The sequence below is a fragment of the Kineococcus haloalkalitolerans genome, from assembly GCF_050871905.1.
Lineage (GTDB): Bacteria > Actinomycetota > Actinomycetes > Actinomycetales > Kineococcaceae > Kineococcus.
The window spans coordinates 18,825-43,417 of sequence record NZ_JBJLSH010000012.1; the positions used below are offsets into that span (position 1 = coordinate 18,825).

General features: G+C 74.8%; 24 protein-coding genes. All 24 read right to left on the reverse strand.

Features of this window, described 5'->3' with window-relative positions:
- Window positions 1-18 precede the first annotated feature (18 nt).
- Window positions 19-2,796, reverse strand: coding sequence for a hypothetical protein (locus tag ACRYMY_RS06865; RefSeq protein WP_432546519.1), 2,778 nt, complete (start codon window positions 2,794-2,796; stop codon window positions 19-21).
- Window positions 2,774-4,828 (reverse strand): flagellar biosynthesis protein FlhA, encoded by a 2,055-nt coding sequence (flhA, locus tag ACRYMY_RS06870; RefSeq protein ID WP_432546520.1) that lies wholly within the window; start codon window positions 4,826-4,828, stop codon window positions 2,774-2,776. The genes ACRYMY_RS06865 and flhA overlap by 23 nt, the downstream gene beginning before the upstream one ends.
- Before the next feature lie 143 nt (window positions 4,829-4,971).
- Window positions 4,972-6,057: an EscU/YscU/HrcU family type III secretion system export apparatus switch protein gene (locus tag ACRYMY_RS06875; RefSeq protein WP_432546521.1), complete on the reverse strand. Its 1,086-nt coding sequence runs from the start codon at window positions 6,055-6,057 to the stop codon at window positions 4,972-4,974.
- A gap of 7 nt (window positions 6,058-6,064) precedes the next feature.
- A complete protein-coding gene (locus tag ACRYMY_RS06880) occupies window positions 6,065-6,850 on the reverse strand; it encodes a flagellar biosynthetic protein FliR (RefSeq protein ID WP_432546522.1) in 786 nt (261 codons plus the stop codon).
- 4 nt (window positions 6,851-6,854) lie between these two features.
- On the reverse strand, window positions 6,855-7,130 hold the full coding sequence (locus tag ACRYMY_RS06885) for a flagellar biosynthetic protein FliQ (protein WP_432546523.1): 276 nt from the start codon (window positions 7,128-7,130) through the stop codon (window positions 6,855-6,857).
- 128 nt (window positions 7,131-7,258) lie between these two features.
- Window positions 7,259-8,083, reverse strand: a complete 825-nt coding sequence (fliP, locus tag ACRYMY_RS06890) for a flagellar type III secretion system pore protein FliP (protein ID WP_432546524.1) — start codon at window positions 8,081-8,083, stop codon at window positions 7,259-7,261.
- Complete coding sequence (locus tag ACRYMY_RS06895) at window positions 8,080-8,694, reverse strand: FliO/MopB family protein (RefSeq protein WP_432546525.1); 615 nt, start codon at window positions 8,692-8,694, stop codon at window positions 8,080-8,082. The genes fliP and ACRYMY_RS06895 overlap by 4 nt, the downstream gene beginning before the upstream one ends.
- Window positions 8,694-9,452, reverse strand: coding sequence for a flagellar motor switch protein FliN (gene fliN / locus ACRYMY_RS06900; RefSeq protein ID WP_432546526.1), 759 nt, complete (start codon window positions 9,450-9,452; stop codon window positions 8,694-8,696). The genes ACRYMY_RS06895 and fliN overlap by 1 nt, the downstream gene beginning before the upstream one ends.
- The gene (locus ACRYMY_RS06905; RefSeq protein ID WP_432546527.1) at window positions 9,449-10,393 is read right to left on the reverse strand and encodes a flagellar motor switch protein FliM; all 945 of its coding nucleotides are present in this window, start codon (window positions 10,391-10,393) and stop codon (window positions 9,449-9,451) included. The genes fliN and ACRYMY_RS06905 overlap by 4 nt, the downstream gene beginning before the upstream one ends.
- Before the next feature lie 200 nt (window positions 10,394-10,593).
- The gene (locus ACRYMY_RS06910) at window positions 10,594-11,112 is read right to left on the reverse strand and encodes a flagellar basal body-associated FliL family protein (RefSeq protein WP_432546528.1); all 519 of its coding nucleotides are present in this window, start codon (window positions 11,110-11,112) and stop codon (window positions 10,594-10,596) included.
- 1 nt (window position 11,113) lies between these two features.
- Window positions 11,114-12,142 carry an OmpA/MotB family protein gene (locus tag ACRYMY_RS06915; protein ID WP_432546529.1) on the reverse strand — a complete coding sequence of 343 codons (1,029 nt, stop codon included), beginning with the start codon at window positions 12,140-12,142 and terminating at the stop codon, window positions 11,114-11,116.
- Complete coding sequence (locus tag ACRYMY_RS06920) at window positions 12,142-12,918, reverse strand: motility protein A (protein ID WP_432546530.1); 777 nt, start codon at window positions 12,916-12,918, stop codon at window positions 12,142-12,144. The genes ACRYMY_RS06915 and ACRYMY_RS06920 overlap by 1 nt, the downstream gene beginning before the upstream one ends.
- Window position 12,919: 1 nt before the next feature.
- Window positions 12,920-13,255, reverse strand: coding sequence for a flagellar FlbD family protein (locus ACRYMY_RS06925; RefSeq protein WP_432546531.1), 336 nt, complete (start codon window positions 13,253-13,255; stop codon window positions 12,920-12,922).
- 259 nt (window positions 13,256-13,514) lie between these two features.
- The gene (locus ACRYMY_RS06930; RefSeq protein WP_432546532.1) at window positions 13,515-14,789 is read right to left on the reverse strand and encodes a flagellar hook protein FlgE; all 1,275 of its coding nucleotides are present in this window, start codon (window positions 14,787-14,789) and stop codon (window positions 13,515-13,517) included.
- A 53-nt stretch (window positions 14,790-14,842) separates the two neighbouring features.
- Entirely contained in the window at window positions 14,843-15,379 is a 537-nt protein-coding gene (locus ACRYMY_RS06935) for a flagellar hook capping FlgD N-terminal domain-containing protein (RefSeq protein ID WP_432546533.1), read from the reverse strand.
- Between the two features lie 80 nt (window positions 15,380-15,459).
- The gene (gene fliK / locus ACRYMY_RS06940; protein WP_432546534.1) at window positions 15,460-17,193 is read right to left on the reverse strand and encodes a flagellar hook-length control protein FliK; all 1,734 of its coding nucleotides are present in this window, start codon (window positions 17,191-17,193) and stop codon (window positions 15,460-15,462) included.
- The gene (locus ACRYMY_RS06945; protein WP_432546535.1) at window positions 17,190-18,323 is read right to left on the reverse strand and encodes an NlpC/P60 family protein; all 1,134 of its coding nucleotides are present in this window, start codon (window positions 18,321-18,323) and stop codon (window positions 17,190-17,192) included. Before ACRYMY_RS06945 ends, fliK begins: the two co-directional genes overlap by 4 nt.
- A complete protein-coding gene (locus ACRYMY_RS06950; RefSeq protein ID WP_432546536.1) occupies window positions 18,320-18,790 on the reverse strand; it encodes a flagellar export protein FliJ in 471 nt (156 codons plus the stop codon). Before ACRYMY_RS06950 ends, ACRYMY_RS06945 begins: the two co-directional genes overlap by 4 nt.
- Window positions 18,787-20,139, reverse strand: a complete 1,353-nt coding sequence (locus ACRYMY_RS06955; protein WP_432546574.1) for a FliI/YscN family ATPase — start codon at window positions 20,137-20,139, stop codon at window positions 18,787-18,789. Before ACRYMY_RS06955 ends, ACRYMY_RS06950 begins: the two co-directional genes overlap by 4 nt.
- 47 nt (window positions 20,140-20,186) lie before the next feature.
- On the reverse strand, window positions 20,187-21,083 hold the full coding sequence (locus tag ACRYMY_RS06960; RefSeq protein ID WP_432546537.1) for a FliH/SctL family protein: 897 nt from the start codon (window positions 21,081-21,083) through the stop codon (window positions 20,187-20,189).
- Window positions 21,067-22,092 (reverse strand): flagellar motor switch protein FliG, encoded by a 1,026-nt coding sequence (gene fliG, locus ACRYMY_RS06965; RefSeq protein ID WP_432546538.1) that lies wholly within the window; start codon window positions 22,090-22,092, stop codon window positions 21,067-21,069. The genes ACRYMY_RS06960 and fliG overlap by 17 nt, the downstream gene beginning before the upstream one ends.
- Before the next feature lie 3 nt (window positions 22,093-22,095).
- Window positions 22,096-23,709, reverse strand: coding sequence for a flagellar basal-body MS-ring/collar protein FliF (gene fliF, locus ACRYMY_RS06970; RefSeq protein ID WP_432546539.1), 1,614 nt, complete (start codon window positions 23,707-23,709; stop codon window positions 22,096-22,098).
- Window positions 23,709-24,158, reverse strand: a complete 450-nt coding sequence (fliE, locus tag ACRYMY_RS06975) for a flagellar hook-basal body complex protein FliE (protein ID WP_432546540.1) — start codon at window positions 24,156-24,158, stop codon at window positions 23,709-23,711. Before fliE ends, fliF begins: the two co-directional genes overlap by 1 nt.
- Before the next feature lie 5 nt (window positions 24,159-24,163).
- On the reverse strand, window positions 24,164-24,559 hold the full coding sequence (flgC, locus tag ACRYMY_RS06980) for a flagellar basal body rod protein FlgC (protein WP_369054536.1): 396 nt from the start codon (window positions 24,557-24,559) through the stop codon (window positions 24,164-24,166).
- Window positions 24,560-24,593: the final 34 nt, after the last annotated feature.

Genomic DNA, 24,593 nt, shown 5'->3' on the forward strand with positions numbered 1-24,593 from the left:
ACCGGGTCCTTCCGGGTGTCAGCGGCCGGCGCCGCCGAGGTCGGTCGCCGCGTCCAGCAGCAGACCGGCCCAGGCGCCGGAGGTGGCCGGGCGTCCGTCCAGGAAGCCGACGGGGACGTCGAGGGCCAGGACGTCCAGCGGGTCCGGGCTCTCGGCGGCGCGGTGCACGGCCAGGCGTCGGGCCGGGACGCCCGCGCCCTCCAGGGCCCGCAGCAGGGAGGTGACCGCGTGGGTGCGACGGGTGGCGTCGACGCAGACGACGACGGCGGCGGCGCCGACCTCGGCGGCCAGGCGCGCGGCGCGCTCGGCGTCGGCGGCGGTCGGGCGGGCCGGCAGGGCCACGGTCAGCGGGGCCGACCAGCGGCGCGCCTGCTGCTGGCGGGCGGGCAGCTCGTCGGCGGTGACGGTGTCGTGCACCTCGGCGCGGCCCATGACCACGGGAGCCTCCGAGCCGACCTCGTCGGCGACGAGGATGCTGGCCGCGACGACCGCGTCCGCCTCGCCGATGACGACGACCAGCTCACCGGCGCCCACCCGCAGCGGGCCGGGCACCTCGATGTCCCGCGCCAGGCGCAGGACGTCCGAGGAGTCCGCCGCGTCGCGGTACTGGGGACGCCGCGGCGCAGTGCGCTCACTGTAAGTAGTCATAGCCTCACGATACGTCGGTTCCATGTCACGCACCTCGTCGTCTCGCCGGGTCGAGCGCACCGGCTCGCGGTGGTCCTCGCGGTAGTCCTCGCGCACGTCGCCGCGGTAGGCGTCGCGCACGTCCTCGCGGTAGCCGCCGCGCACGTCCTCGCGCGCCGCGGGCCGCACGTCGCCGCGCACGTCGCCGCGGGGGTCGCTGCGCAGGCCGGCCGGGACCTGCTCGCGCGGCACCTCGCGGCCGCGGTCGGCCACGAGGGAGGGACGCCACTCGGCGCGGGGCTCGAAGTAGCTGGCCTGGTTCTGCACGTCGGGGTCTCCTGCCGTCGGGGTGGCGCGGGTGGGGTCTTCGGTGGGGTGGCCGGACGGGGCCGGCCGAGGGGCGTACGCCTCGCGCGGACCGCGCGGGTGCGCCTCGGCACCGGCGTAGGGGTCCTCGAACCGCTCCTCGGCACGGTCGTCGAAGCGCTCCAGGGAGCGGTCGTCGAAGCGCTCCTGGGAGCGGTCGTCGAAGCGCTCGTCGGCCGGCTCGGCGTCGGCGGCGCGGTCCCCGAACGGGTCGCCGAAGGCGTCCTCGACGGGGGCGGGCCGGCGCAGGCCGGGGCGGCGCAGCCCCCGGTCGTCGGCGGCGTCGCGGCGCGCGACGGCCTCCGCCTCGGCGGCGTCGTCGCTGCTGTACGGGTCAGGTCCCACGAAGTCCTCCCGGAGACGGGCGGCGGGTGCCCCCGGACGGGCAGGCTCCCGCTCAGTGACCGACCGTACAGCAGGGGTAACACCTCGTGCAGTGTCGTCAGCGGCGAGGTGACGCTGCACCGAGGCCATCGTGGCGGCGAAGTACCGGCCCTCGGTCGAGACGGGCCGGTGCGGGACACCGTGGGCGCCGTGCGCACCCGGTCCGCCGCGAGCGCCGGCGGCCAGCAGCGCGTCCAGGCGGCCCGCGCCGTCACCGGCGTCCGCCGCGGCGAGCACGTCGCCGAGGCTGCGCGCGGGAGCCGGCCGGGGGGCCGGCTGGGGGGCCTGGGCCGTGGCGCGGCGGACGCCGCGGTCGTAGGTGCCGTCGGCGGCGGCCGGACGGGCCGTCCGCTCCTCGCGGGCGGCGCGCTCGGCGGCCTCCTGCTCGCGGGCGGCGCGCTCGGCGGCCTCGCGCTCGCGGGCGGCGCGCTCGGCGGCCTCGCGCTCGGCGGCGTCGGGGACGACCTTCAGCGCGGGACGGTCCTGCTCGGCGCGGGCGGCGGCCAGCGCGGCGGCGAAGCCGTCCGCGGGCTGGTCGGCCTGCTCGTCCGTGCGCTGGTCCGCGCGCTCGTCGCCGCGGGCGCCGGCGGTGGCCGGGGACTGGTCCACGACCTCCTCGGCCACCTCGGCGGCCGCCTGCTCCCCAGCGGGGGCGCCGGGGACGCCTGCCGCGGCGGACTGGGCCGTGTGGGTGTCTGGCTGCACGCCCTCTTCCTCGGCACCCGCGGGCGATCCCTTGAGCCCCCGGCCGGGGGACGTCGCGGCGGGGGACGGGCTCGCGGCGCGCGCCAGGTCGTCCTCGTCCACGAGGCCCGCCGCGCGAGCGCCCTCGACGGCGCCGGCGGCGGTCAGCATGGCGAGCAGGCCCTGGCGGGCGGTCTCGAAGTCCTCGGCGTCCTCCCCCGCGACCGCGGGGGCCCCGGCGGACGCGACGGCGACCTCGGGGGCCACGCCCACGGCGGCGCCGGCGGCGCCGGTGGACCCGGTCGCGTCGGCGGCGTCGGCGGCGGCCAGCAGCGCGTCCAGACCGTCGACGTCGGCCGCGGCGGCGTCGGCCGCGTCGGCCGCGTCGGCCGGACCGGTGGGGGCGGCGTGCCGGCCGGGCGCGGGCTGCGGCGGGCCGGGGACCGGAGCGCTCGCGGGAGTGGCGCCGCGAGCGCCCTCGACGCCCGTGACGCCCGTGACGCCCGTGACGCCCGTGACGCCCCCGATCTCGTCGTGCCCGTCGTGCTCGTCGTGCTCGTGCTCACCGGGCATCTGGACCGTCACCTCGTAGTGCTCCTTCGTGAAGAAGCCGGCCACGCCGCCGCTGCGGACGCGTTCGGCGCGGACCACGCGGGCGGTCTCGCCGTGCAGGTCACGGACCTGCGTCAGCAGGTCCTGGAGGTCAGAGCCCTCAAGAAGCAAGTGCATGGACACCGCTCACCGATCCAACGGTCTCGATCCGGGGGTGGTTGCTGACGTCGTCGTAGGACAGGACGTTCAGGCGGCCGACGGCGACCTTGAGCAGGCGCCGCAGCGGTGCGCGCAGCGGGGGCGCGCAGACGAGGACGGCCGAGATCCCTTGCTGCTCGGCGCGTTCCAGGCACGACTGGGATGCGGTCACCAGGTGCTCCGCGGTGGCGGAGTCCAGGGCGAGGCTGGCCCCGTGCTCGCCGGGGCGCAGCGCCTCGGCCAGGGACTGCTCCAGCAGCGGGTCCAGGGTGATGACGTGCAGGACGCCGTCCTGCTCGTGCACCGCGGCCACGGCCGGGCCCAGGGCGGCGCGGGCGGCCTCGACGAGCCCGTCCAGGTCCGAGCCCTGCTTGCCCTTGAGGCTGAGCGCCTCGAAGATCCGGGCCAGGTCGCGGATGGGGACGCTCTCGTCCAGCAGGGCCTGCAGGACCCGCTGCACCTCCCCCAGCGTCAGGACGCTGGGGGTGAGCTCGTCGACGACGACGGGGTGGGTGCGCTTGAGGGCGTCCACCAGCGAGCGCACGTCCTCGCGGCCCAGCAGGCGCGGGGCGTGGCTGCGGACCAGCTCGCCGAGGTGGGTGATGAGGACGCTGGCGCGGTCGACGACGGTGGCGCCCATCAGCTGGGCCTGGTGGCGCAGCTCGGCGGGCACCCACTTGCCGGCCAGCCCGAAGACCGGCTCGACGGTGGCGCGGCCGGGCAGGCCGTCCAGGTTGTCGCCGAGGGCCAGGACCTGCCCGGGCGGGGCCTGCCCGCGGGCGACCTCGACCCCGGAGATGCGCACGGCGTAGGTGGACATCGGCAGGTCCAGGGAGTCGCGGGTGCGCACCGGCGGCACGACCAGGCCGAGCTCCAGGGCGATCTTGCGGCGCAGGGAGCGCACGCGCTCCAGCAGGTCGCCGCCGCCGGAGGTGTCGACGAGGTCGACCAGGTCGGGGGCCAGGACCACCTCGAGGGGGTCCACGCGCATCTCGTCCAGCAGGGAGGCGGCGGCCTCGTCGGGGTTGACGGGGGCGGGCGCGGCCTCGGCCAGCGCCTGCTCGCGGGCGGCGCGCGCGTCGCGCTTGCCGATGCGGTGGGCGGCCAGGAAGCACAGCGCGCCGACGAGGAAGAACGGCAGCTTGGGCATGGCGGGGATGACGGCCAGGACCAGGGCGGCGCCGCCGGCGATCTGCAGGACGAGCTTGTTCTGGCCCAGCTGCGCGATGGCCTCGCTGCCCATGTCCCCGGAGGAGGTGGCGCGGGTGACGATGAGGCCGGTGGCCACGCTCAGCAGCAGCGCCGGCACCTGGGAGGACAACCCGTCGCCGATGCTGAGCAGGGCGTACTGGTTGATGGCCTCGCCCGGGCCCATCCCCCGCTGCAGCATGCCGATGGCGAAGCCGCCGACGAGGTTGATGATCACGATGATGATGCCGGCGATGGCGTCGCCCTTGACGAACTTCGAGCCACCGTCCATGGCGCCGTAGAAGTCGGCCTCGGCGGTGACGTCGGCGCGCCGGCGGCGGGCCTCGGCCTCGTCGATGAGCCCGGCGTTCAGGTCGGCGTCGATGGCCATCTGCTTGCCGGGCATCGCGTCCAGGGTGAAGCGGGCGCCGACCTCGGCGACCCGCTCGGCGCCCTTGGTGATGACGACGAACTGGATGACCACGAGGATCAGGAAGATCACCAGGCCGATGACCAGCGAGCCGGAGATCACGAAGTGGCCGAAGGCCTCGATGACCTTGCCGGCGTAGCCGTCGGAGAGCACCAGCCGGGTGGAGGCCACGTTCAGGCCGAGCCGGAAGAGCGTCAGGACCAGCAGCAGGGCCGGGAAGACGGAGAAGTCCAGGGGCCGCTTGACGAACATCACCACGAGCAGCGCGAGCAGCGAGCAGGTGATGTTGGCGGCGATGAGGAAGTCCAGCAGCGCCGCCGGCAGCGGCACGACGAGCAGCAGCACGATGCCGACGACTCCTGCCGGCACCGCCATCTGCGTGAGGTTGCGGAAGTTCACTGCACCGCCTGTGTCGCACGGTCACCCGTGCGGGTGACCTCGGTCAGCGGCCCGTCCGTGGCCCTGCTGCGCCGTCCTGGCTCCCTCTTCCTCGGCACCCGCGCCCGGGGGCTTGAGCGCCCGCGGGGTGGCGCGGGCGGGTGTCAGCCGGCGGGGACGGTGTGCGCGTCGCCGAGGGCGGTGACGCTGCCGCGCGCGCGCAGGTTCATCACGAAGGCGAGCACCTTGGCCACGGCCGCGAACAGCTCCGCGGGGATCTCCTGGCCGACCTTGACGCTCTTGTACATCGTGCGGGCCAGGGCGACGTCCTTGACGAGGGGGACGCCGTGCTCGCGGGCGCGCTCGCGGATCCTGGTGGCGATGAGGCCGGCGCCCTTGGCCACGACCTTGGGCGCGCCGGTGCCGGGCTCGTAGCGCAGCGCCACGGCGATGTGGGTGGGGTTGACGACGACGACGTCGGCCTTGGCGACGTCGGCCATCATGCGGTTGCGGGACATGGCCATCTGCTTGGAGCGGATGGCGCCCTTGAGCAGCGGGTCGCCCTCGGCGTTCTTGTGCTCCTGCTTGACGTCGTGCTTGCTCATCCGCAGCTTCTTCATGACCCGGCGCCGGCTCATGGCGAAGTCGGCGACGGCGATGACCAGGCCGATGACGATCGTGACGGTGAGCATGGAGCCGATGGCGGCGCCGGTGGCCGACAGCACCGAGGACAGCGGCAGCAGGCCGGTGCCGATCAGCTGCGGGGCCAGGGTGCGGGCCACCACCCACAGCGCGACGCCGATGAGGACGGTCTTCAGCAGCGACTTGGCCCCCTCCCACAGCGCCTGCGGCCCCCAGTGCTGCTTGAGGCCGTTGACGGGGTTGAGGTTGGAGAACTTCGGCTTCAGCTTCTTCGTCGCCGGGCGCAGGGTGCCCTGCACGCCGCCGGAGGCGACGACGGCCAGCACGGTGACCAGGGCCAGCGGGCCGAGGACGGCGGGCAGGCCGGAGAAGGTCTCCACGAGGGTCTTCAGGGCGCGCGCGGGCTCCGGCTGGGCGGCCACGTCGCCCAGCTGGGCGAGGGTGTCGCGGCACAGGTCGCGGGCGGACTCGATGGTGCGCGGGACGAGCACGGCCCCGGCGGCGACGCTGAACCAGGCCGCGACGTCGCGCGACTGGGGGACGTTGCCCTCCTGGCGCGCCTCCTTGAGGCGCTTGGGAGTCGGCTTCTCGGTCTTCTCCCCGCTCACGCCCGGCTCACCCCCCGCCGCCCGCGGCGGCCAGGCGCACGAGGGTCTCGCGCAGCTGGCCGGCCAGGTCGGTGACCACCCCGGGCAGGACGGCGTAGGCGAAGCCGCCGAGGGTGAGGGTGATGAGGATCTTCAGCGGGAAGCTCATCGCGAAGACGTTCAGGGCCGGGGCCACGCGCGAGAGCAGGCCCAGGCCGATGTCGGCGACGAAGAGGACCGCGATCAGCGGGGCGGCGATCTGCAGCGCGGACAGCATGAGCGTGCCGATGCCGGCGGTGAAGACGCTCGCGACGGTGGCCCAGTCCAGGCCGGCGTCCAGCGGCAGCACGTCGAAGGTGCGCAGCATCCCCTGCAGCACGAGCAGGTGCCCGCCGGTGAAGACGAGCAGGGCGCTGGTGGTGGCCGCGTACAGCTTGCCGAAGATGGCCGTCTGGGCCTGCATGAGCGGGTCGTAGGCGCTGGCCAGCTGGAAGCCGCCGAAGAGGTCGATGAGGTCGCCGGCGGACTGCACGGCGGCGAAGACCAGCGCGCACAGGGCGCCCAGGACACCGCCGACGAGGACCTGCTGGGCGACGGCGCCGATCAGGGCGGCCGGCTCGGCGGCGGGCACCTGCTCGCGCAGGCCCTCGGCCATCGGCAGGGCGATCGCGAAGGCGAGCATCGCCTTGACGCGGGCGTTGACGGCGCGGTTGGCGAACGGCGGGGCCAGGACGAGGAAGGAGACCACGCGCACCGAGGCCAGCAGCAGCGCCAGCAGCAGGTCGAGCGGGATCGCGCTCGGGGTGCCCGACACCGCCTCAGCCGCCGCGGACGATCTCGGGGATGCGCTCGTACAGGTCGGTGGTGAAGGCCGTGGCCTCGTGCAGCATCCACCGCCCGCACACGACGATCGCGATGCCGACGGCGATCGCCTTGGGCACGAACGAGATCGTCATCTCCTGCAGCTGGGTGACCGACTGGAACAGGGAGATGCCGAAGCCGACGGCCAGGGCGGTCAGCAGCAGCGGGGCGGACAGCTTGGCGGCGAGGACGAGAGCGGTCATCCCGATGTGGATGACGGTCACGTCGGTCATCGCAGGTGCCTTCCGTCGGGCGGGTGCGGGGGGTGCTGGGAGGTGCTTCGGCCGGACGGGTGAACGGCTTGAGCGCGGCGCGGGACGCCCGGGGTCCGTGGGGATCCCGGGACGCGTGGGACGCGGGGTCAGCCGCCGCCGTAGCTGGCGACCAGCGACTTCACGACGAGGTTCCAGCCGTCGACCATGACGAACAGCAGCAGCTTGAAGGGCAGGGCCACCGTGACGGGCGGCAGCATCATCATGCCCAGGCTCATCAGCGCGCCGGAGACGACGATGTCGATGACCAGGAACGGGATGAAGATGACGAACCCGATGATGAACGCCGAGCGCAGCTCCGACAGGGCGAAGGCGGGGATCAGCGTGGTGATCGGGGTGGCCAGGCAGTTGGCGGGGTCGTCGCGGTCCGCGGCGCGGGTGATGAGGGCGATCTCGTCGCCGCGGGTCTGCCCGCACATGAACTGCTTGAGCGGGTCCTGCGCGGCGCCGAACGCCTCGGTGATGGGTGTGCCGTTCAGGTAGGGCTGGACGGCGACCTGGTTGATGTCGCTGAAGACCGGCGCCATGACGAAGAACGTCAGGAACAGCGCCAGGCCGGCCAGGACCTGGTTGGGCGGGGTGCCCATGAGGCCCAGGGCGTTGCGGGTCAGGCCCAGCACGACGAGGATCTTGGTGAAGCTGGTGCACAGCAGCAGCAGCGAGGGCGCCACCGACAGCAGGGTCAGCGCCACCAGGATGGTGATCGACTGGCTGGGCTTGCCGTCCACGCCGGTCAGGCCGCCCACGTCGATGGTGACCTGGCCGGGCGCGGCGGGCGCCTCGGGGGCCACGGGCGCGCTGACGGCGGCCAGCTGGGCGGCGCTGGCGTGCCCGGCCTGGGCGAGCCAGAACGCGGCGGCCAGCAGCAGCCCGAGCATCAGGACGCCGGCGGTGCGGCGCAGGCGGTGGGTCACCGTCGTGTCGTCCTCTCGCGCAGCACGTCGACCGCCTTCGTCCAGGTGGCCGGGGACAGCGCCGACCCGGCCAGCGCACCGGTGGAGGCGCTGTGGCGGCCGGGGGCGGGCACGACCGCGGCGGCGGGTGCCGCGGTGCTCGTCGTGGCGCTCGTCGTGGCGGGGGTGGGAGCGGGGGTGCTCGTGGGAGCGGTGGGACCGGCGGTCCCGCGGGTGCCGGCGCGGCGGGTGTAGCGCTCCCCCACCGCGCGCGCGACCGGCTCGCCGGTCCCGGGCAGCTCGACGGTGACGGGCTCGGCCGCCTCCTCGGCGGCCGGTGCGGCGGCCGGCCCGCTCACGGCCTCGTCGGCGCCCAGCTCGGCCAGGGTGGTCTCGGCCAGCAGGGTGACCTGCTGCTCGGTGACCCCGACGACCAGGGCGCGCTCGCCCACCCGCACGACCGCCACACCGGCCTTGTGGCCCACGCCCTGGCGGGTCAGGACGGCCACGCCCTCGGCGCCGCCCAGGCCGGCCAGCTTGGAGCGGCGCAGCCAGCGGGCCGCCAGGTACAGCAGCCCGAGGACGGCGACCAGGCTGACCGACATGCGGGCCAACGCCGCGAGGGCCTCCATCAGGCGCCGGCCTCCGTGCCCGGGGTGACGATCTCGGTGACGCGAATGGCGTAGTCCTCGTCGACGACGACGACCTCGCCGCGGGCGATGAGCTGGCCGTTGACGAGGATGTCCGCCGGGCTGCCGGCGGCGCGGTCCAGCTCGACGACCGCGCCGGGGGTCAGGGCCAGCAGGTCGTGCACGGTCATGCTCGTGCGGCCCAGCTCGACCGTGACGTCCATCTGCACGTCTCGCAGCAGGTCCATCGTGCGGCGCGGGCCACCGGCGACGGCGGCCGCGGCGGCCGAGGTGGCCGAGGCGACGGGCGCGGCGGCGGCCGGCACGTCGGCGCTGAAGGTGATGCCGATGAGGGCCAGGGTCTCGCCCCCGGCGCCGATGACGGCGACGGCGCCGCCGTCCAGGGCGCCCAACGCGGCGGCCGGGTCCTGCTCGACACCGGCCTCCAGCACGCACGGGCCCAGGGTGGCCACGGCCGTCTCCAGCGCCGGGCGCAGCGCGTCGACGGGGTCGAGCGCGCCCTCGGGGCTGGTCAGGAGCGTCTCCAGGGTGGCCTCGCCGACCACGACGGTGACGCGGCCGGTGGCCGCGCCGGCGAAGTTCGCCGACACCGCGGTGCCCTCGTCGCCCAGGTCGGGGGCGGAGGCCACGGGGACGACACCGGTCAGGGTCCCGGGCGAGGCCAGGGGCAGCACCGCCAGCGCCGCCTCGGCGGCCTGGGTGACGAAGGCGTGGACGTCGGCGTGGGTGGCGGTGCTCATCGGGAGCTCTCCTCGGGGGTGGGGACGATCAGGCAGGCGAGCCGCTGGCCGCGGCTGCCGGCGACGGCGGAGGCGACGTGGACGTCGGAGGCGACGACCTCGAGGGGGGTGTCGGCGGTGTGCGGCAGGCGGATCACGTCGCCGGGCACGAGGGCGAGGATCTCGTCGGGGCGCATCTGCGCGGCGGTGAAGCGCACGGAGACGTCGACGGGGATGTGCTCGAGGTGGTCGTCGAGGCGGTCGCGCATGAGGCGGCGCACCCGCAGCTCCTCGGGGCTGGCCACGCGCAGCTCGGCGGCCGACAGCGCGGCGGACAGCGGGTCCAGCGGCATGGCCAGGGTGGCGGTCCCGCTGGCCTGCTCCACCTGCAGGTGGAACGCCGCGACGATCATGACGTCGGTGGCGGCGGCGGCCTGGGCGAACTGCGGGTTCTGCTCCAGGCTCGTCAGGCGCGGCTTCAGGTCGACGATGCTGGTCAGGCTCGCGGCCAGCTCCACCAGGGTCCGCTCGAGCAGCCCCTTGGCCAGGACGGCCTCGATGTCGGTCAGGACGCGCTGCGGCTGGCCGGGCTTGCCGGCGCCGCCGAGCATCCGCTCCACGCAGCTGAGCAGCAGCGGGGTGTCCACGTGCAGGACGCCGGCGCCCACGAGCGGCTCGGGGTCCACGACCGCCATGACGGTGGGCATGGGCAGCTCGGCGGCGTACTCGTCGTAGCTGTACTGCTGGATGCCGTCCAGCTCGACCTGCACGGTGGTGCGCAGGGTGGAGGACAGCAGGGTGGCCCACTGGCGGCAGAACGCCTCGTAGGTGATCTCGAGGACGCGCGCGTGCTGGCGCGAGAGCTTGGTCGGGCGCCGGAAGTCGTACGGGACGGGGACGCCGCGCCGTCGCGAGCGACGGCCGCCGGTCCGCTCTGCGCTGGTGGAGGTCTCGGGTGCCACGCCGTACCTATCGGCACGGACGGCCGTCACCCTTTAGCGCTAGCCCGCGCGGGTGAGGGGACCTCCCCCGCCGCTCTCCCCGCCGCTCTCCCCGCCGCTCTCCCCGCCCTCGTCCCGTGACGCGAACACCCGCCGTGATCTTGCTGGGACTACCAGCAAGATCACGGCGGGTGGGAGGGGTGGGGCGGGTCAGGCGGCGGTCACTGCATGACGAACTGGGTGAAGTAGATGCCCATGACCGTCTTGTGCGGCTTCTCGCCCTCCTTGGCCGCCTCCTCCGTGTACGCCTCGACGATCTTCGCCTGCAGGTCGTCCTTGTACTTCTGGCGCTGCTCGGCGCTCTGCAGGTCGGCCATCCGCGCGCCGCTGAACGTGGAGATCGCCAGGTCCAGGGCCTTGCTGCCGTCGGGGCCGCTGGAACCGCCGTGCCCGCCGCCCTCGCTGGCCACCGCCTGCAGGGCGATGCCCAGCTTCAGGTAGCGCCCGTCGGCCAGGTTGAGGGTGATCGGGTCCAGGGCGGTGACGTCACCGGGGACCAGGTGCTCCTCCTCCTCGTGGGCGGCGGCGGAGGCCGAGTCGCCCTTGGTGAGCAGGAAGACACCCCCGCCCGTGCCGCCGGCCAGCAGCACCGCGCCCAGGGCTGCCACGACGATGAGCTTCTTCCCGCCGAGCTTGCCGCCCTTCTCGGCGGTGTCGGCGTCGTTCTTCTTGCCGGCCATGTCAGTGGCCTCCCGTCGTGCTCGCGCTGTGGGTGTCGGTGGTGGTGCTGGCGGGGACCGCGGTGGCGGTCCCCGTGGTGGTGCTCTCCGTGGTGGCGTCGGCGCCCGTGGGGACGTCCAGCTCGGCGGGACCGTCGGTGGGCGTGTTCTGCGCCACCTGCGGCAGCAGCGCCTTGACGGACTCCGGGGACGGCGAGGCGACGACGAGGTCGACGCGCCGGTTGCCGGCCAGAGCCCGCGGGTCGGCGTCCGGGTACAGCGGGCGCGCCGACCCGTACCCGGTGGACGACAGGCGCTGGTCGCTGATCCCGGCGCGGCCGGTGAAGTGCGTCAGGACCGAGTTGGCGCGGGCCGAGGACAGGTCCCAGTTGTCGCGGTAGCGGGCGTTGCCGCGCAGCGGCAGGGAGTTGGTGTGCCCCTGCACGGCGATCTCGTTCGGCAGCTGCGCGAGGATCGGCCCGACGACGTCCAGGACGTCCAGGCCGGTGGGCATGACGTCGGCGCTGGCGTTCTCGAAGAACACGTTGTCGGCGACCAGCCCGATGACCAGGCCGTCGGAGGTGATCCGGTAGGTGACCTGGTCCTGGTCGCCGCCGGCCGCCAGGGCCGCGTCGATCCGCGCCTCCAGCTCCCGGTAGCCGGCGACCTCGGCGATCGCCTTCTGCAGGTCGGAGACGGAGCGCTGCGTGTCGGCGGCGTCCTGCGCCTCCTGCACCGCCTGGGCGACGGTGAGGGACTGCATGGGGTCGCCGCCGGCGAAGGGCGCGAGGTCGACCGGGTCCTGCCCGTTGTCGATCTGGTTGATGCCGTCGTTGCCGGGCAGGACGAGGTTGGAGGCGGACTCCCCGTCGGTCATGCCCGCCTTGAACTGGGCGAACTTGACGACGTCGACCTGGCTGAGCGCGAAGAGGACGATGAACAGGGCCATGAGCACCGTCAGCATGTCCGCGTAGGAGACCAGCCAGCGCTCGTGGTTGACGTGCTCGTCGTGCTCCTCGTGCTTGTGCCGGCGCTTGCCCGCGGCGGACATCAGGCGGCCTTCTTCGCGTCGGCGACGGCCGTCCCCGGCGGCAGGAGGCTCTCGAGCTTGCGGGCGACCGAGCGCGGGTTGGAGCCGGCCTGGATGGCGAGGATGCCCTCGACGACCAGCTCCATCTGGGCGACCTCCAGACCGGACAGGCGCATCAGGCGGCTCTGCACGGGCAGGAAGAAGAAGTTCGAGCTGGCCACGCCCCAGAAGGTCGCCACGAACGCCGCGCCGATCATCGGGCCCAGGGCCGCGGCGTCGGTGAGGTTCTGCAGGACGACCACGAGCGAGATGACCGTGCCGCAGATGCCGACGGTGGGCGCGTAACCGCCCATGTCGCCGAAGATCTTCGCGGCCTGCTTGTCGGCGGCCTTCTTCGCCTGGATCTGCGCGGTGAGGATCTCGTACAGCTCGTCGGGGTCGGTGCCGTCGATGGCGGTCTGCAGGCCGTCGCGCAGGAAGGGGTCGTCGACCTCCTTGATGGCGTCCTCCAGGGCCAGCAGGCCCTCGCGGCGGGCGCGCTCGGCCATCTTCACCAGGACGCCGACGGTCTCGGCGGAGTTCTTCGGCTTGCCGAGGAACGCCTTCTGCATCTGCTTCAGCGCGCCGAGGCCGTCCTTGAGCGTGCCGCCCATGAGGCCGACGCCGATCGTGCCGATGAAGACCAGCACCAGGGGGCCGGGCAGGAGGATGTCGGTGGGCGAACCACCCTCGTGGTTCTGCATCCAGAGGACGGCCACGGCCGCGACGACCAGCCCTGCGATCGATGCGATGTCCATCTCACGGCCTCCTGCGGTGCAGCGGGGTCGGCGCGGGCAGGTCGCCGTCGGTGTCGCTGGTGGTGGGGGTGCTGCGGGTGTGCGAGCTGTCGCTCGTCGGGTGCGCCGGCAGCTCGAGGACGTCGGCGGTCCCCGTCTCCTCCAGCGCGTGCGCGGTGGCGACGACGCGGGCGCGGAACGCGAGGACGCGCTCCACGATGTCGTCCAGCGTCTCCGTCACGACGAACTTGGCCCCGTCCACGAGGGTGATGACCGTGTCCGGGGTCGCGTCGACGCGCTGGACCAGGTCGGGGTTCACGGCGAACACCGACCCGTTGAGGCGAGTCACGAGAATCACGGGGATCCGTCCTTGGGCTGGGATCGTGGCCCTTCCGTGGGCCGTGTCAGCAGTTCCATCGGCGTGCGCGGGGTGGACCTGAGAGGGGTTGATCGACCCCACCCGTTCGTGCTAACCGGTCACCGTCGGCGATCACCACTCCCCCGGCCGGCGGCCCGCGGAGGTGGTGCACGAACGGGTCCCGGACGCGCGGACGCCCTCCCGGGCCGCGCACCACGCGGCCCGGGAGGGCGTCGTCCAGCTGGTCCCGTCAGGGACGTCAGCGCTTGAGGTTGACCAGGTCCTGCAGGATCTCGTCGGAGGCGCTGATGATGCGCGAGTTCGCCTGGAAGCCGCGCTGGGCGAGGATGAGGTTGGTGAACTCCGCCGACAGGTCGACGTTGGACATCTCCAGCGAGCCGGCCAGGATGGCGCCGCGGCCGGCCTCGCCCGCGATGCCGAACACCGGGTTGCCCGAGTTCGTCGACACGCTGTAGAGGGAGTTGCCCTCCTTGACCAGGCCCGCGGCGTTGTTGAACGTCGCGATGGCGACCTGACCCAGCGTCTGCTTGTAGCCGTTGGAGTACGAGCCGGTGATGACGCCGTCGGTGCCGAAGGAGTAGCTGGTCAGCGTACCGATGGGGGCACCGTTCTGAGCGGTCTGGACGGTGCTCTTGCCCGTGGTACCGACGAATCCTGTCAGCTTTTCGACGTTCAGCGGGATGTTGCCACCCGGCGCGGGGATCTCCAGGGTCCCGGTCACCAGGGCTCGCGCACCGTCCTTGTAGGTAACTCCCGTGTCGGGGTCGGTCCAAGAGTCGAAGTCCAGGGTCACGCCGGTCAAGGGGTCGAAGTCATCGGCCTTGCCGGTGAAGGAGTACTGGACAGTCCACTCGTTGCTGGGGTTGTCGACGTCCGTCGCGCTGTTCCTGAACTTCACGTAGACCGTCGTGGCGACGCCCTGCTCGTCGTACGCCGTGAAGGACGTCGTCGCCTCCTGCTGGCCGTTGGCCGTCCAGGTCCGGTCCAGGTTGCCGGTGACCGTACCCAGCGTGGTCTGCGTCGCAGGCATGACCGAGTCGGACGGGATGACGAGCTTGGCGATCTGACCGTTGGTGTTGATGTTGTTGTTGCCGTCGGGGCGCCAGCCCATGACGTACGCACCGTTGTTGGTGACGACCGAGCCATCGGCGTCCAGCGTGAAGGACCCGTTGCGGGTGTAGAACGTCCCGTCACCCTGCTGGACGGCGAACATGCCGCCGCCCTGCAGCATGAGGTCGGTGGACTTGCCGGTGGACTGCGCCGATCCCTGCGTCATGTTCATGGTGATGGCGTCCACGCGCACACCGAGGCCGACCTGGGAGGGGTTGGTGCCGCCGTTGACGTCGGTCGGCGCACCCGCGGCCTTGGTCAGCTGCGACAGCGTGTCGGAGAAGACGACGCTGGAGCTCTTGTAGCCGGTGGTGTTGACGTTGGAGATGTTGTTGCCGACGACGTCCATCATCGTCTGGTGCGAGCGGAGGCCGCTGACACCGGAGAACATGGAACGGAGCATGGGCGTTGCCTTCCTGGGGACGGGCGGGGTCGGGGTGGGGGTGCTGGAGCAGGTCAGCCGGTGGTGGTGCCGGCCGGCGGGACCGGCGCAGCGGCCTTCGGCACGTCGACGCTGCCCACCTTGGACAGCACGACCTCCTGGCCGTCGACCTTCAGGACCGGCTCTCCGCCGGTGCCGCCGGCCGAGGAGGCCGTGAAGGACGCCGAGGTGACGACGCCCGTCACGGGGTTGCCGTCCGCCCCGGTGTAGGTGACGGTCTGGCCGACGAGGGTGCTGGCCTGCAGCTTCAGCTGCGCGCCGAGCATCTCGACGTTGTTCTTGTTCATCGCCTCCATCGTCTCCAGGGAGGAGAACTGCGCGGTCTGCGCGATGAAGGCGGTGGAGTCGACGGGCTTGGACGGGTCCTGGTAGCGCAACTGCGCCACCAGCAGCTTCATGAAGGTGTCCTTGTTGTCCTTCGTGCTGCCGGACGCCTTCGTGCTGGTGCTGGGGTCGGCCGCCCGCTTCGCCGCCGCGGCCGAGGTGGCCGCGTCGGAGTTCGCGATGAGCGAGGCGTACGGGTTCGCACCGCTGGCCGCGTCGATGGTCATGGGTTCTCCTTCGGTCGTCCGGGGGACGATCTGTAGGCCGGACAGGCGTTCTCGTGCGCCCGGGAGGATGACGGCGGCGCTCAGACGCGCAGGTCGAGGCGCCCGGCTGCCGAGGCCGCGGCCGCTCGCCTGCCGGCGAGGTCGCCGTCGGCGCCGAAGCCCGCGGAGGCCCAGCCGCCGCGGCGACCGGCACCGCCGTCGCCGCGCTCGTCACCCCGCTGCCCGCCCTGTCCCGGGCCGCCGTCACCGGCGGCCGCGCGGGACTGCTGCTGGCCGGGGGTGTCGGCGCTCACGTCGACGCTGGTGGAGGTGAACGAGGTGCCCGACAGCTCCCGCTGCAGGTCGCCGAGGGCCTGGCGCAGGGCGTGGCGGGCGGCCTCGGAGCTGCCGGACAGCTGCACGTGCAGCGCACCGCCGGACACCTCGGCGCTGACCTGCACCGGCCCGAGGCCGAGCGGGTTCACCTCGACGGTGAGCCGGTGCGCGCCGTCCACGTCGTGCGGGAGGCGCGACAGCTGCGCGCTCAGGCCGTGCGCGAACGCGGCCGGGTTGGTCAGCGGCAGCGGCGCGGGCGGGGTGGACGTCGCGGCGACGACCGGAGCGGTCACCGCGCCCGTCAGCGGGGCGGCCGGAGCGGGCACCCCGGCACCGGTCACCGGTGCGGAGGCCGTGGCGGCGGCCCGAGCGGGCTCGGTGTCCGCGAGCGCCCCGGCGGCCGCCGTGGCGAGGGTGGCGGTGGCCGGCTGCGGGACGACGGGGCTGGCGGCCAGGACGGTGGGCTGCGCGCCCTCCGCCCGGCCGGCGGCACCGGCCGCGACGGGGGCGGGAGGTGCGGTGGGCCGCTGCCCGCTCTGCTGGTCCTGCGCTCCCCCGCCGGTGCCGGTGCCCGCGTCGCCGGTCCTGGCGGACGGGACGCCCGCGGCGGCCGGGGCGGTGCCCGCCCCGTCGGTGGGGCCGGCGGTGGCGGGGGCACCGGTCGCGGCGGGGCTGGCCGGAACGGCCTGGGTGGCGGCCGCGGTCGTCGCGGCAGTGGTCGCGGGGGTGGCGGCCTGGGCTGCGCCGTCCCCGGCGGGCGTACCCGCACCGCGCTGGGCGGCCTGGACGGCAGCGCGCACGGCGAGGGCGTCGGCCACGTCGGCGGAGGCGCCACCGGTCACGTCAGCGGGTGCGGCGGGCGAGCCGGCGACGACCGCCCCGGTGGGCAGGGCGGAGGCGCTGGTGGTGCCGTCCGCAGCGGCCGGACCGGACGTGGCGGACCCGGTGGGTGTGGCCGACGGGACGATCGGGGCGGCGCCGGTGGCGGTGCCCGGCGCGGCGGTCCGGTCCAGCGCGGTGGGCGTCGCCGCCCGCGGGGCACCGGGCTCCGTCGCGGCGGCCGGCACGGCAGGAGCAGTGAGCGGTCCCGCGGCGTCCGCCGCCTGTCCCGCCACCGGCGCGGTGAGCGGTGCAGCGGCCGGCGCGGCGACCGCACCCGCGAGCTGACCGGCCTGCTGGGCGTCCGCGACCGGCGCGGCGCCCTGGACGTGCGGTGCGAGCAGGGCCAGCGGCAGGCCGAGCAGCGCGGGGTCGACGGGAGCCGGCACGGCGGCCGCGCTCTCGTCGGTACCGGCCTGCGCGGCGGTGCCCGGCTGCCCGGACCCGCCCGCGGGAGCACCCGAGCCGCCGGTGCCGTCCCCGCCCTCGCGCAGGGAGGCGACGGCGCGCCCGAAGCTCTCGGCGAACCCGGCCCCGCCGCCGGAGGCGGCGCTGTCCCGGCTCCCGGTGGAGGGGGCGGGCGCGGCGACGGGCAGCGTGCTGATGGTGGGGGTGCTCACGCGGCGCTCCAGGCGTTCAGGGTGGCGGTGATCTTCTGGACGTACTTCTGGGTCTCCGCGAACGGCGGGACGCCGCCGTGCTTGCGGACGTTGCCCGGTCCGGCGTTGTAGGCGGCGAGCGCGAGCGGGACGGACCCGAAGGCGTCCAGGTGCTTGCGCAGCAGGCGCCCGGCGCCGTCGATGGCGGAGGCGGGGTCGAGGGGGTCGACGCCCATCTCGCGGGCGGTGGCGGGCATGAACTGCATGAGCCCGAGGGCGCCGGCGCGGCTGCGGGCGTTCGGGTCGTAGCCGGACTCGGCCTTGGCGACGGCCGACAGCAGCCCGGCGGGCAGGGAGTAGCGCTGCTCGGCGGCGCGGAAGGCGGCGTCGTACGGGGCGGAGGCGGCGCTGGCGCCGGTGAGGGCGGGCGGGCGCACGTAGCCGGCGCCGGTGGTGGCCGGGGCGCCGCCGACGCCGGTGAACACCGCGGCGGCGGCCAGGCCGGCGGCCGCGGTGGTGGCGGCGGTGGTGCCCAGGCGCCGGATGGTCATGGGCGTCTCCCAGACCTTGGCGATCTTGACGACGTCACCGGGCTTGGGCGCGTGCAGCATCTTCCCGTCCCCCACGTAGATCCCGATGTGGCTGCCGCCGGAGAGGACGACGAGGTCGCCGGGGCGGGCGTCGGTGAGGCTCGCGACCTCGGTGCCGACCTTGGCCTGCTGGGCGGCGGTGCGCGGCAGGCTGACGCCGACCTGCTTCGCCGCGTACTGGATGAGCCCCGAGCAGTCGAAGCCGGCCGGGGTGGTGCCGCCCCACACGTAGGGCACGCCCAGGTACGGGCGTGCGGCGGCCAGCAGCCGCTCCCCCGTGTCGCCGCCGGCGGCGGTGGTCGGATCGGCGACCGCGCGGCCGCCGAAGGCCGCGTTGAGCGAGCGGGTGCCGCGGGCGACGCCACCGGTGGCCCCGGTGGCGCCGCCGAGCGCGGAGGCGAAACCCCCGTCGCCCGAGCTGGCGGAGGCCGCGGCCGAGCTGGCGGCGCGCACGGCGGTCGCGGCGGTGAGCAGGCGCTGCTGGCCGGCGGCCGCGCCGAGCCCGGCGATGCGGGACTCGATGTCGGCGATGCGGGACTGGACCTCGGCGATGCCGCTCACGCGTCCTCCCCCCCGGGCCCATCCGCGGGCCCGGCCAGGCCGGCGCGCCGGCGGGCGCGGGCGGCGAACGCGGCCACGGTCAGGTCGTCCAGGGCCTTCTGGTCGGCGGCCAGCGCGGCGCGCTCCTGGGCGAGCTCCTGGCGCTCGACGACGCGCTCCAGGGAGCGCTCGGCGCGGCGGGCGCGCGCCCAGGCGGCCTGCTTGTCGCCGACCTCCTGCTCGGCGCGGGCCACGAGGGCGCGGGCGGAGTCCAGGTCGGCGACCAGGGCGGCGCGCCGGGCCACGGAGACGGTCCAGGCGGTCATCGTCTCGTCGCTCAGGTGGGCCTCGCCGAGGTCGCGCTGCACGCGGGCGGCGCGCTGGGCCTCGCGGCGCAGCTGGGCGTTGGCGTGGGAGACGTCGGCCTTGGCCTGCTCCTGCTGGGCGCGGCGCAGCTTGAGCAGGCCGAGGATGCCGCGGGCGATCACCGTGCACCTCCGGATCGGGTCAGCTGGGCGGCCAGCTGCGCCAGGTCGTCCCACGCCCGCTCGGCGGGGGTGGTCTCGTCCAGGTCCTGGCGCAGGAAGGCGTTGATGGCGGGCATGGCGGCCACGGCGGCGTCGACGTCGGGGTTGGCGCCGGGGGCGTAGGCGCCGACGTCGATGAGCTCCTTGGCGTCGCGGTGGGCGGCCAGGACGCGGCGCAGGGTGGTGGCCAGCGCCCGCTGCTCGCGGGTGGTCACGCGCCCGGCGACGCGGGAGACGGACTCCAGCACGTCGATCGTCGGGAAGTGCCCGGCGGTGGCCAGGCGGCGGTCCAGGACGACGTGGCCGTCGAGGATGGAGCGGGCGGCGTCGGCGATCGGCTCGTTGTGGTCGTCGCCGTCCACCAGGACGGTGTAGATGCCGGTGATGGAGCCCCTCACGCCCGGCCCGGCGCGCTCCAGCAGCCGCGGCAGGAGCGCGAACACGCTGGGCGGGTAGCCGCGGGTGGCGGGCGGCTCGCCGACGGACAGGCCGACCTCGCGCTGGGCCATCGCCACGCGCGTGAGGGAGTCCATCATCAGGACGCAGTCGGCGCCCAGGTCGCGGAACGACTCGGCGACGGCGGTGGCGGTGACGGCCGCGCGCAGGCGCAGCGCGGGCGCCTCGTCGCTGGTGGCGACGACGACGACGGAGCGGGCCAGGCCCTCCGGGCCCAGGTCGTCCTCGAGGAACTCGCGGACCTCGCGGCCGCGCTCGCCGACGAGGGCGAGGACGGACACGTCGGCCGCGGTGCCGCGGGCGATCATCGACAGCAGCGAGGACTTGCCGACGCCGGAGCCGGCGAAGATGCCGAAGCGCTGCCCGCGCCCGGCCGGCACGAGGGTGTCCAGCGCCCGGACGCCCAGCCCGAGGGGGGCGTCGACGCGGGCGCGGGCCATCGCCGGCGGCGGGGCGGCGTGCAGGGGCGCGCGGGGCGCGGCGTGCAGGGGCTCGCCGCCGTCCAGGGGGTTGCCCAGGGCGTCGACGACCCGCCCCAGCAGGGCGGTGCCCACGGGGACGGTGGGGGCGCGGCGGGTGGCGGTGGCCGGCAGGCCGGCGGCCAGGCCGGCGGCGTGGCCCAGCGGCAGGCAGCGCAGCCGCGGCGCGCCGCCGGGGCCGGCGTCCACGGCCACGACCTCGGCCGGGGTGACCGGGCCGGTGGCCGGGTCGCCCAGCAGGACGGTCTCGCCGACGGCGGCCTCCAGGCCGGCCACGTCCACCGACAGGCCCACGACGCCGCTGACCCGCCCGCGCACGAGCGGGCGGGCGGCGCCGGTGGCGCGCTCCAGCTGCGGGCGCAGCACCTCGCGCACCTGCCGGGCCAGCGCCGGGCCCACGAGCCGCTCGGAGGTCGCGGCGCTCACCGCGCCCGCCCGGGCACCTCGCTGCGCGCTGCCGCCTCCGGCGACACCAGCGCCTCCAGGGCGCGGGCGACGCTGGCGCGCAGCCCGGCGTCGACCTCGGTGTCGCCCTGCCGGGCGAGCGCGTCGCCCGGCTGCAGCGTGGGATCGGGCAGGTAGGTCACGAGCTGTGCATCGGCGCCGCCGTCCGGGCCCTTGAGCGCTGCGCCGGACGGGTGGTGCCCGCCGGGCGCCTCCGGGCCGGTGAGCGCGGCCAGGTCCTCCGGGTGCAGCCGCACGGTGACCGGCCGGGTGGCGTCCAGGGGGCGCAGGGCCCGCTGCACGGCCTCCAGGACCGGCGAGGAGGCCAGGGAGACCTCGCGGTCCAGGACGGCACCGGCCAGGTCCAGGGCCAGCTCCAGGACGGTGTCGGCCAGGGCGCCGACGGTGGGCTCGCGCTCGGCGCGCACGGCGTCGGCGGCGCCCAGCAGGGCGCCCTCGGCGCGCGCGAGCACCTGCGCGCGGTGCGCCTCGTGGGCGGCGGCCGACGCCCGGGACGCCTGGCGCTCGGCCAGGCGCTCGGCGGCGGCCCGCTCGGAGGCCTGGCGCATGCCCTCGGCCCAGCCCTCGGCGTACCCGGCGGCGCGGGCGGCCTCGCGCTGGGCGCGCGCGGCCTCCTCGTCGCCGGGCCCGCGCGGGACCTGGAACCCCGTGAACCGCTGCGGCGCAACGGCACCCGAGGACGCCGGTGCGGCGACGAAGGTGCGCGGGGCGCGCGCGGGGGCGGTGTCGGCCGGCACGAACGAGCGCGAGCGGGTCGCCCCCGCCGTCGCAGCGCCGGCGGCCGCCGGCCCGGCGGCGAACCGCCGGGCCGTGCCGTCCTGGTGCCCGTGCTGGGGCTCAGGCGACGAAGTCATCGTCACCGCCGCGCGTCAGCACGATCTGGCCGGACTCCTCGAGCTGGCGGATGACCTGGACGATCTTCGTCTGGGCCTCCTCGACCGCCGAGGTGCGCACGGGACCGAGCATGTCGATCTCGTCCACGAGGTTCTCGCGGGCGCGCTCGGAGACGTTGCGCAGGATCTTGTCGCGCACGACCTCCTTGACGCCCTTGAGGGCCGTGGCCAGGTCGGCCGTCTCCACCCCGCGCAGGACGAGCTGGATGGAGCGGTCGTCGAGGGTGGTGATGTCCTCGAAGACGAACATGAGCCCGCGGATCTCCTCCGCCAGCGGCGCGTCCACCTTCGCCAGGCCCTCGAGGATGCTGCGCTCGGTGCCGCGGTCGGCGCGGTTGATGATGTCGACCAGGGGCTGCACGCCGCCGACGGCGGTGTTGCTCTTGGCCTGCAGCACGGTGGAGGTGCGCCGCTGCACGACGTCCTCGATCATCCGCACGTACTCGCTGCTGGTGGCCTCCATGGTGGCGATGCGGTAGGCGATGTCGGCCTGCATCTCCGGGGCCAGCCCGCCCAGGATCATCGAGGACTGGTCCGGGCGCAGGTGCGCCACGACCAGGGCGATGGTCTGCGGGTGCTCACCGGTGAGGAAGGTGAGGATCTGCTGCGGGTCGGCCTGGTGCAGGAACTGGAAGGGCTGCACCACCGCCGCCTCGGCGACGCGGCCCAGGACCTCCGCGGCGCCGTCGGTGCCGAGGGCGCCCTCCAGCAGCGCCTGGGCGAAGTCCATGCCGCCGGCGCCACCGCGCAGCGGGGCGACGATCATGTCGTGGAACTCCTGCAGCACCACGCCGGCGGTCTCGGCGGAGACCGAGCGCAGCCGCAGGATCTCCGCGGTCAGCTCCTCGATCTCCGCCGGTCGCATGTGGGCCAGGACCTTCGCGGCGTTCTCCTGACCGACCTGGACGAGCAGGACGGCGGCCTTCTGCGCCCCGGACAGGGGCGCGACCTCGAGCTCGGTGGACGGCACGGCTCAGGACCTCCGATCGGCGAGCCAGCCGCGGAGCAGTTCCGCGACTTCCTCGGGCTGGCGGGAGACGAGTTCGACGACCTCGGTGCGGCGGGCGGCCGCCGCCTCCAGGGCGGGGTCGACCGGCGCGGCCTCGAGCGCCACCGGACGATCGGCGCCGGAGGCCAGCTCCTTGAGCGCGTCCTCCTCGGCCGTGACGTCGCCCACCGGGAGCGGCGCCAGCGGGACGTCGAGCACGTCGACGGTCTCGACCTTGCGCCGGCGGAAGGCCAGCAGCACGATCACCAGCAGGACCAGGACGAGCAGCCCGAGGGCGGCGGTCTTGGCGTAGCCGACCAGCTCCGCCTGGCGCTCCTGCTCGGCGGCGGCGTCCAGCGCCTCCTGCGCCTCGGTGGCGGCGGAGGTGTCGAACGCGGTCTTGACGACCGAGACGGTGTCGCCGCGGGCCGCGTCGATGCCGGCGGCCTGGCTGACGATCTGGGTGATCTGGTTGACGTCGGCCGCGCCGGCCGCGCCGGCGTCGATGACGACGGCCACCGACTGGCGCTGCACCTTGCCCGGCGCCTGCGTCGTCGTGGTGTCGGTGCGGTTGATCGGGTTGTTGTCCGTGGCGGACTTCTTGGAGTAGTCCCCGCCGGTGCCGGCGCCGTCGGCCGGGACCTGGATGTTGTCCGGGCCCAGCACGCCGGTCGCGGCGTTCCCGGCCGCCCCCGTGTAGGTCTCCTCCGTCGTGGCGCTGGCCAGCGGGGGGATCTGGTTGGGGTAGGTGTACTCCGTCGACGTGGTGGTCGTGTCGTCGAAGTTCAGGGTCGCGTTGACGGTGGCCTTGACGTTGCCCTTGCCGAGCACGCCCTCCAGCAGCGCCTGCAGGTTCTGCCCGGCGACGGTGTTGTAGTCGCTGGTGCGCTGCTGCTGCGCGGAACTGCCCGACCCGTCGCTGGAGAGGGTGTTGCCCTCGCCGTCGACGACGGAGACGTTCTTGGGGTCCATGCCCTCCACGCCGCCGGCGACCAGGTTGACGATCGAGGTGACCTGGTCGGTGGTCAGCTCCGCGCCCGGCTTCAGGCTCACCAGCACCGAGGCGGTGACGGGGTCCCGGGTGTCCAGGAACACGTCCTTCTGCGGGATGGCGAGGTTGACGACCGCGGTCTCCACGCCCTTGATCGACGTGATGGTCTTGGCCAGCTCGCCGGACAGGGCCCGCTGGTACGTCTTCTGCTGGACGAACTCCGAGGTGGTCACCCCGGACTTGTCCAGCAGCGCGTACCCGGACTCCGAGTCCGAGGGCAGGCCCTCGCCCGACAGGGCCAGGCGGGCGTCGTAGACGCGCTCGGAGGGCACCATGACCGACCGGCCGCCGTCGGCGAGCTGGTACGGGGTGCCGTCGGCGGTCAGCTTCTCCACCACGGCCGAGGCGTCGGCGGCGGACAGGTTCGTGAACACCGGGGCGTACGTCGGGGTGGTCGCCCACCGCGCGAACAGGGCGCCGCCGGCGAGCAGCGCGACCAGGACGGCGACCACGACGGCCTTCTGACCGGCGGAGAAACCGCCGAACACGCCCGCGTAGCGACGGGCGCCCTCGACGATCGCGGCGGGTCCCTTGCTGGCCTTGGCCATCAGATCTGCATCCTCATGATCTCGTTGAACGCCTCGACGGCCTTGTTGCGGATCGCCGTGGTCAGCTGCGTGGCCAGCTGGGCCTCGTTGCTCGCGATCATGTAGTCGTGGACGTCGGTCAGGTCACCGGTGGCGGCCCGCACGGCCAGCTGGTCGGCGCTGGACTGCAGTCCCTGCAGGCGTTCCAGCCCACCGGCCAGCAGCGCGGCGAAGTCCCCGCCGGTGCCGGCGCCCGACTGCGCGCCGCCGGCGCCCGGGAGCGCCTGCGGCCCCACCGCGCGGGCCGGCGCCACCGCGGTGGCCGCGCCGTCGGTGACCGCGCGGGTCATCTGGGCGTTGTCGGTGTCGGCGATGCCCTGGCCGAACCCGGTGGCCAGCGTGCCGAGGGCACCACCGACCCCGCCCACGCCGCCGATCCCGCCGACGGAACCGATCGTCTCGACGCTCACCCGGATCAGCCCTTCCCGAGCTGCAGGGCCGCCTGGTAGGCGTCCTTGGCGCGGTCGACCACGGTCAGGTTCGCCTGGTAGGCGCGCTGGGCCATGATCAGGCTGGTCATCTGGGTGCTCATGTCGATCTCGGGGTACTTCACGTACCCCTCGGCGTCGGCGAGCGGGTGGTCCGGCTCGTAGACCATCCGGCCCTCGGTGCTGCCGGTGACGATCCCGGCGACCTGGGTGCCGCGGCCGTCGCCGGCCTCGGTGGCCACGACGTAGCGCGCCGCGAAGGCGTCCTCGTCGGTGCGCCGCACCGTGTTGATGTTCGCGAGGTTGTCGCTGACCGCGTCCATCCACTTGCGGTTCACCGTGACACCGGTGCCGGCGATGCCGATGGCGTCGAAGATGCTCATGCGTTGCTCCGGGCTCGTCGCGTCTCGGGGGACG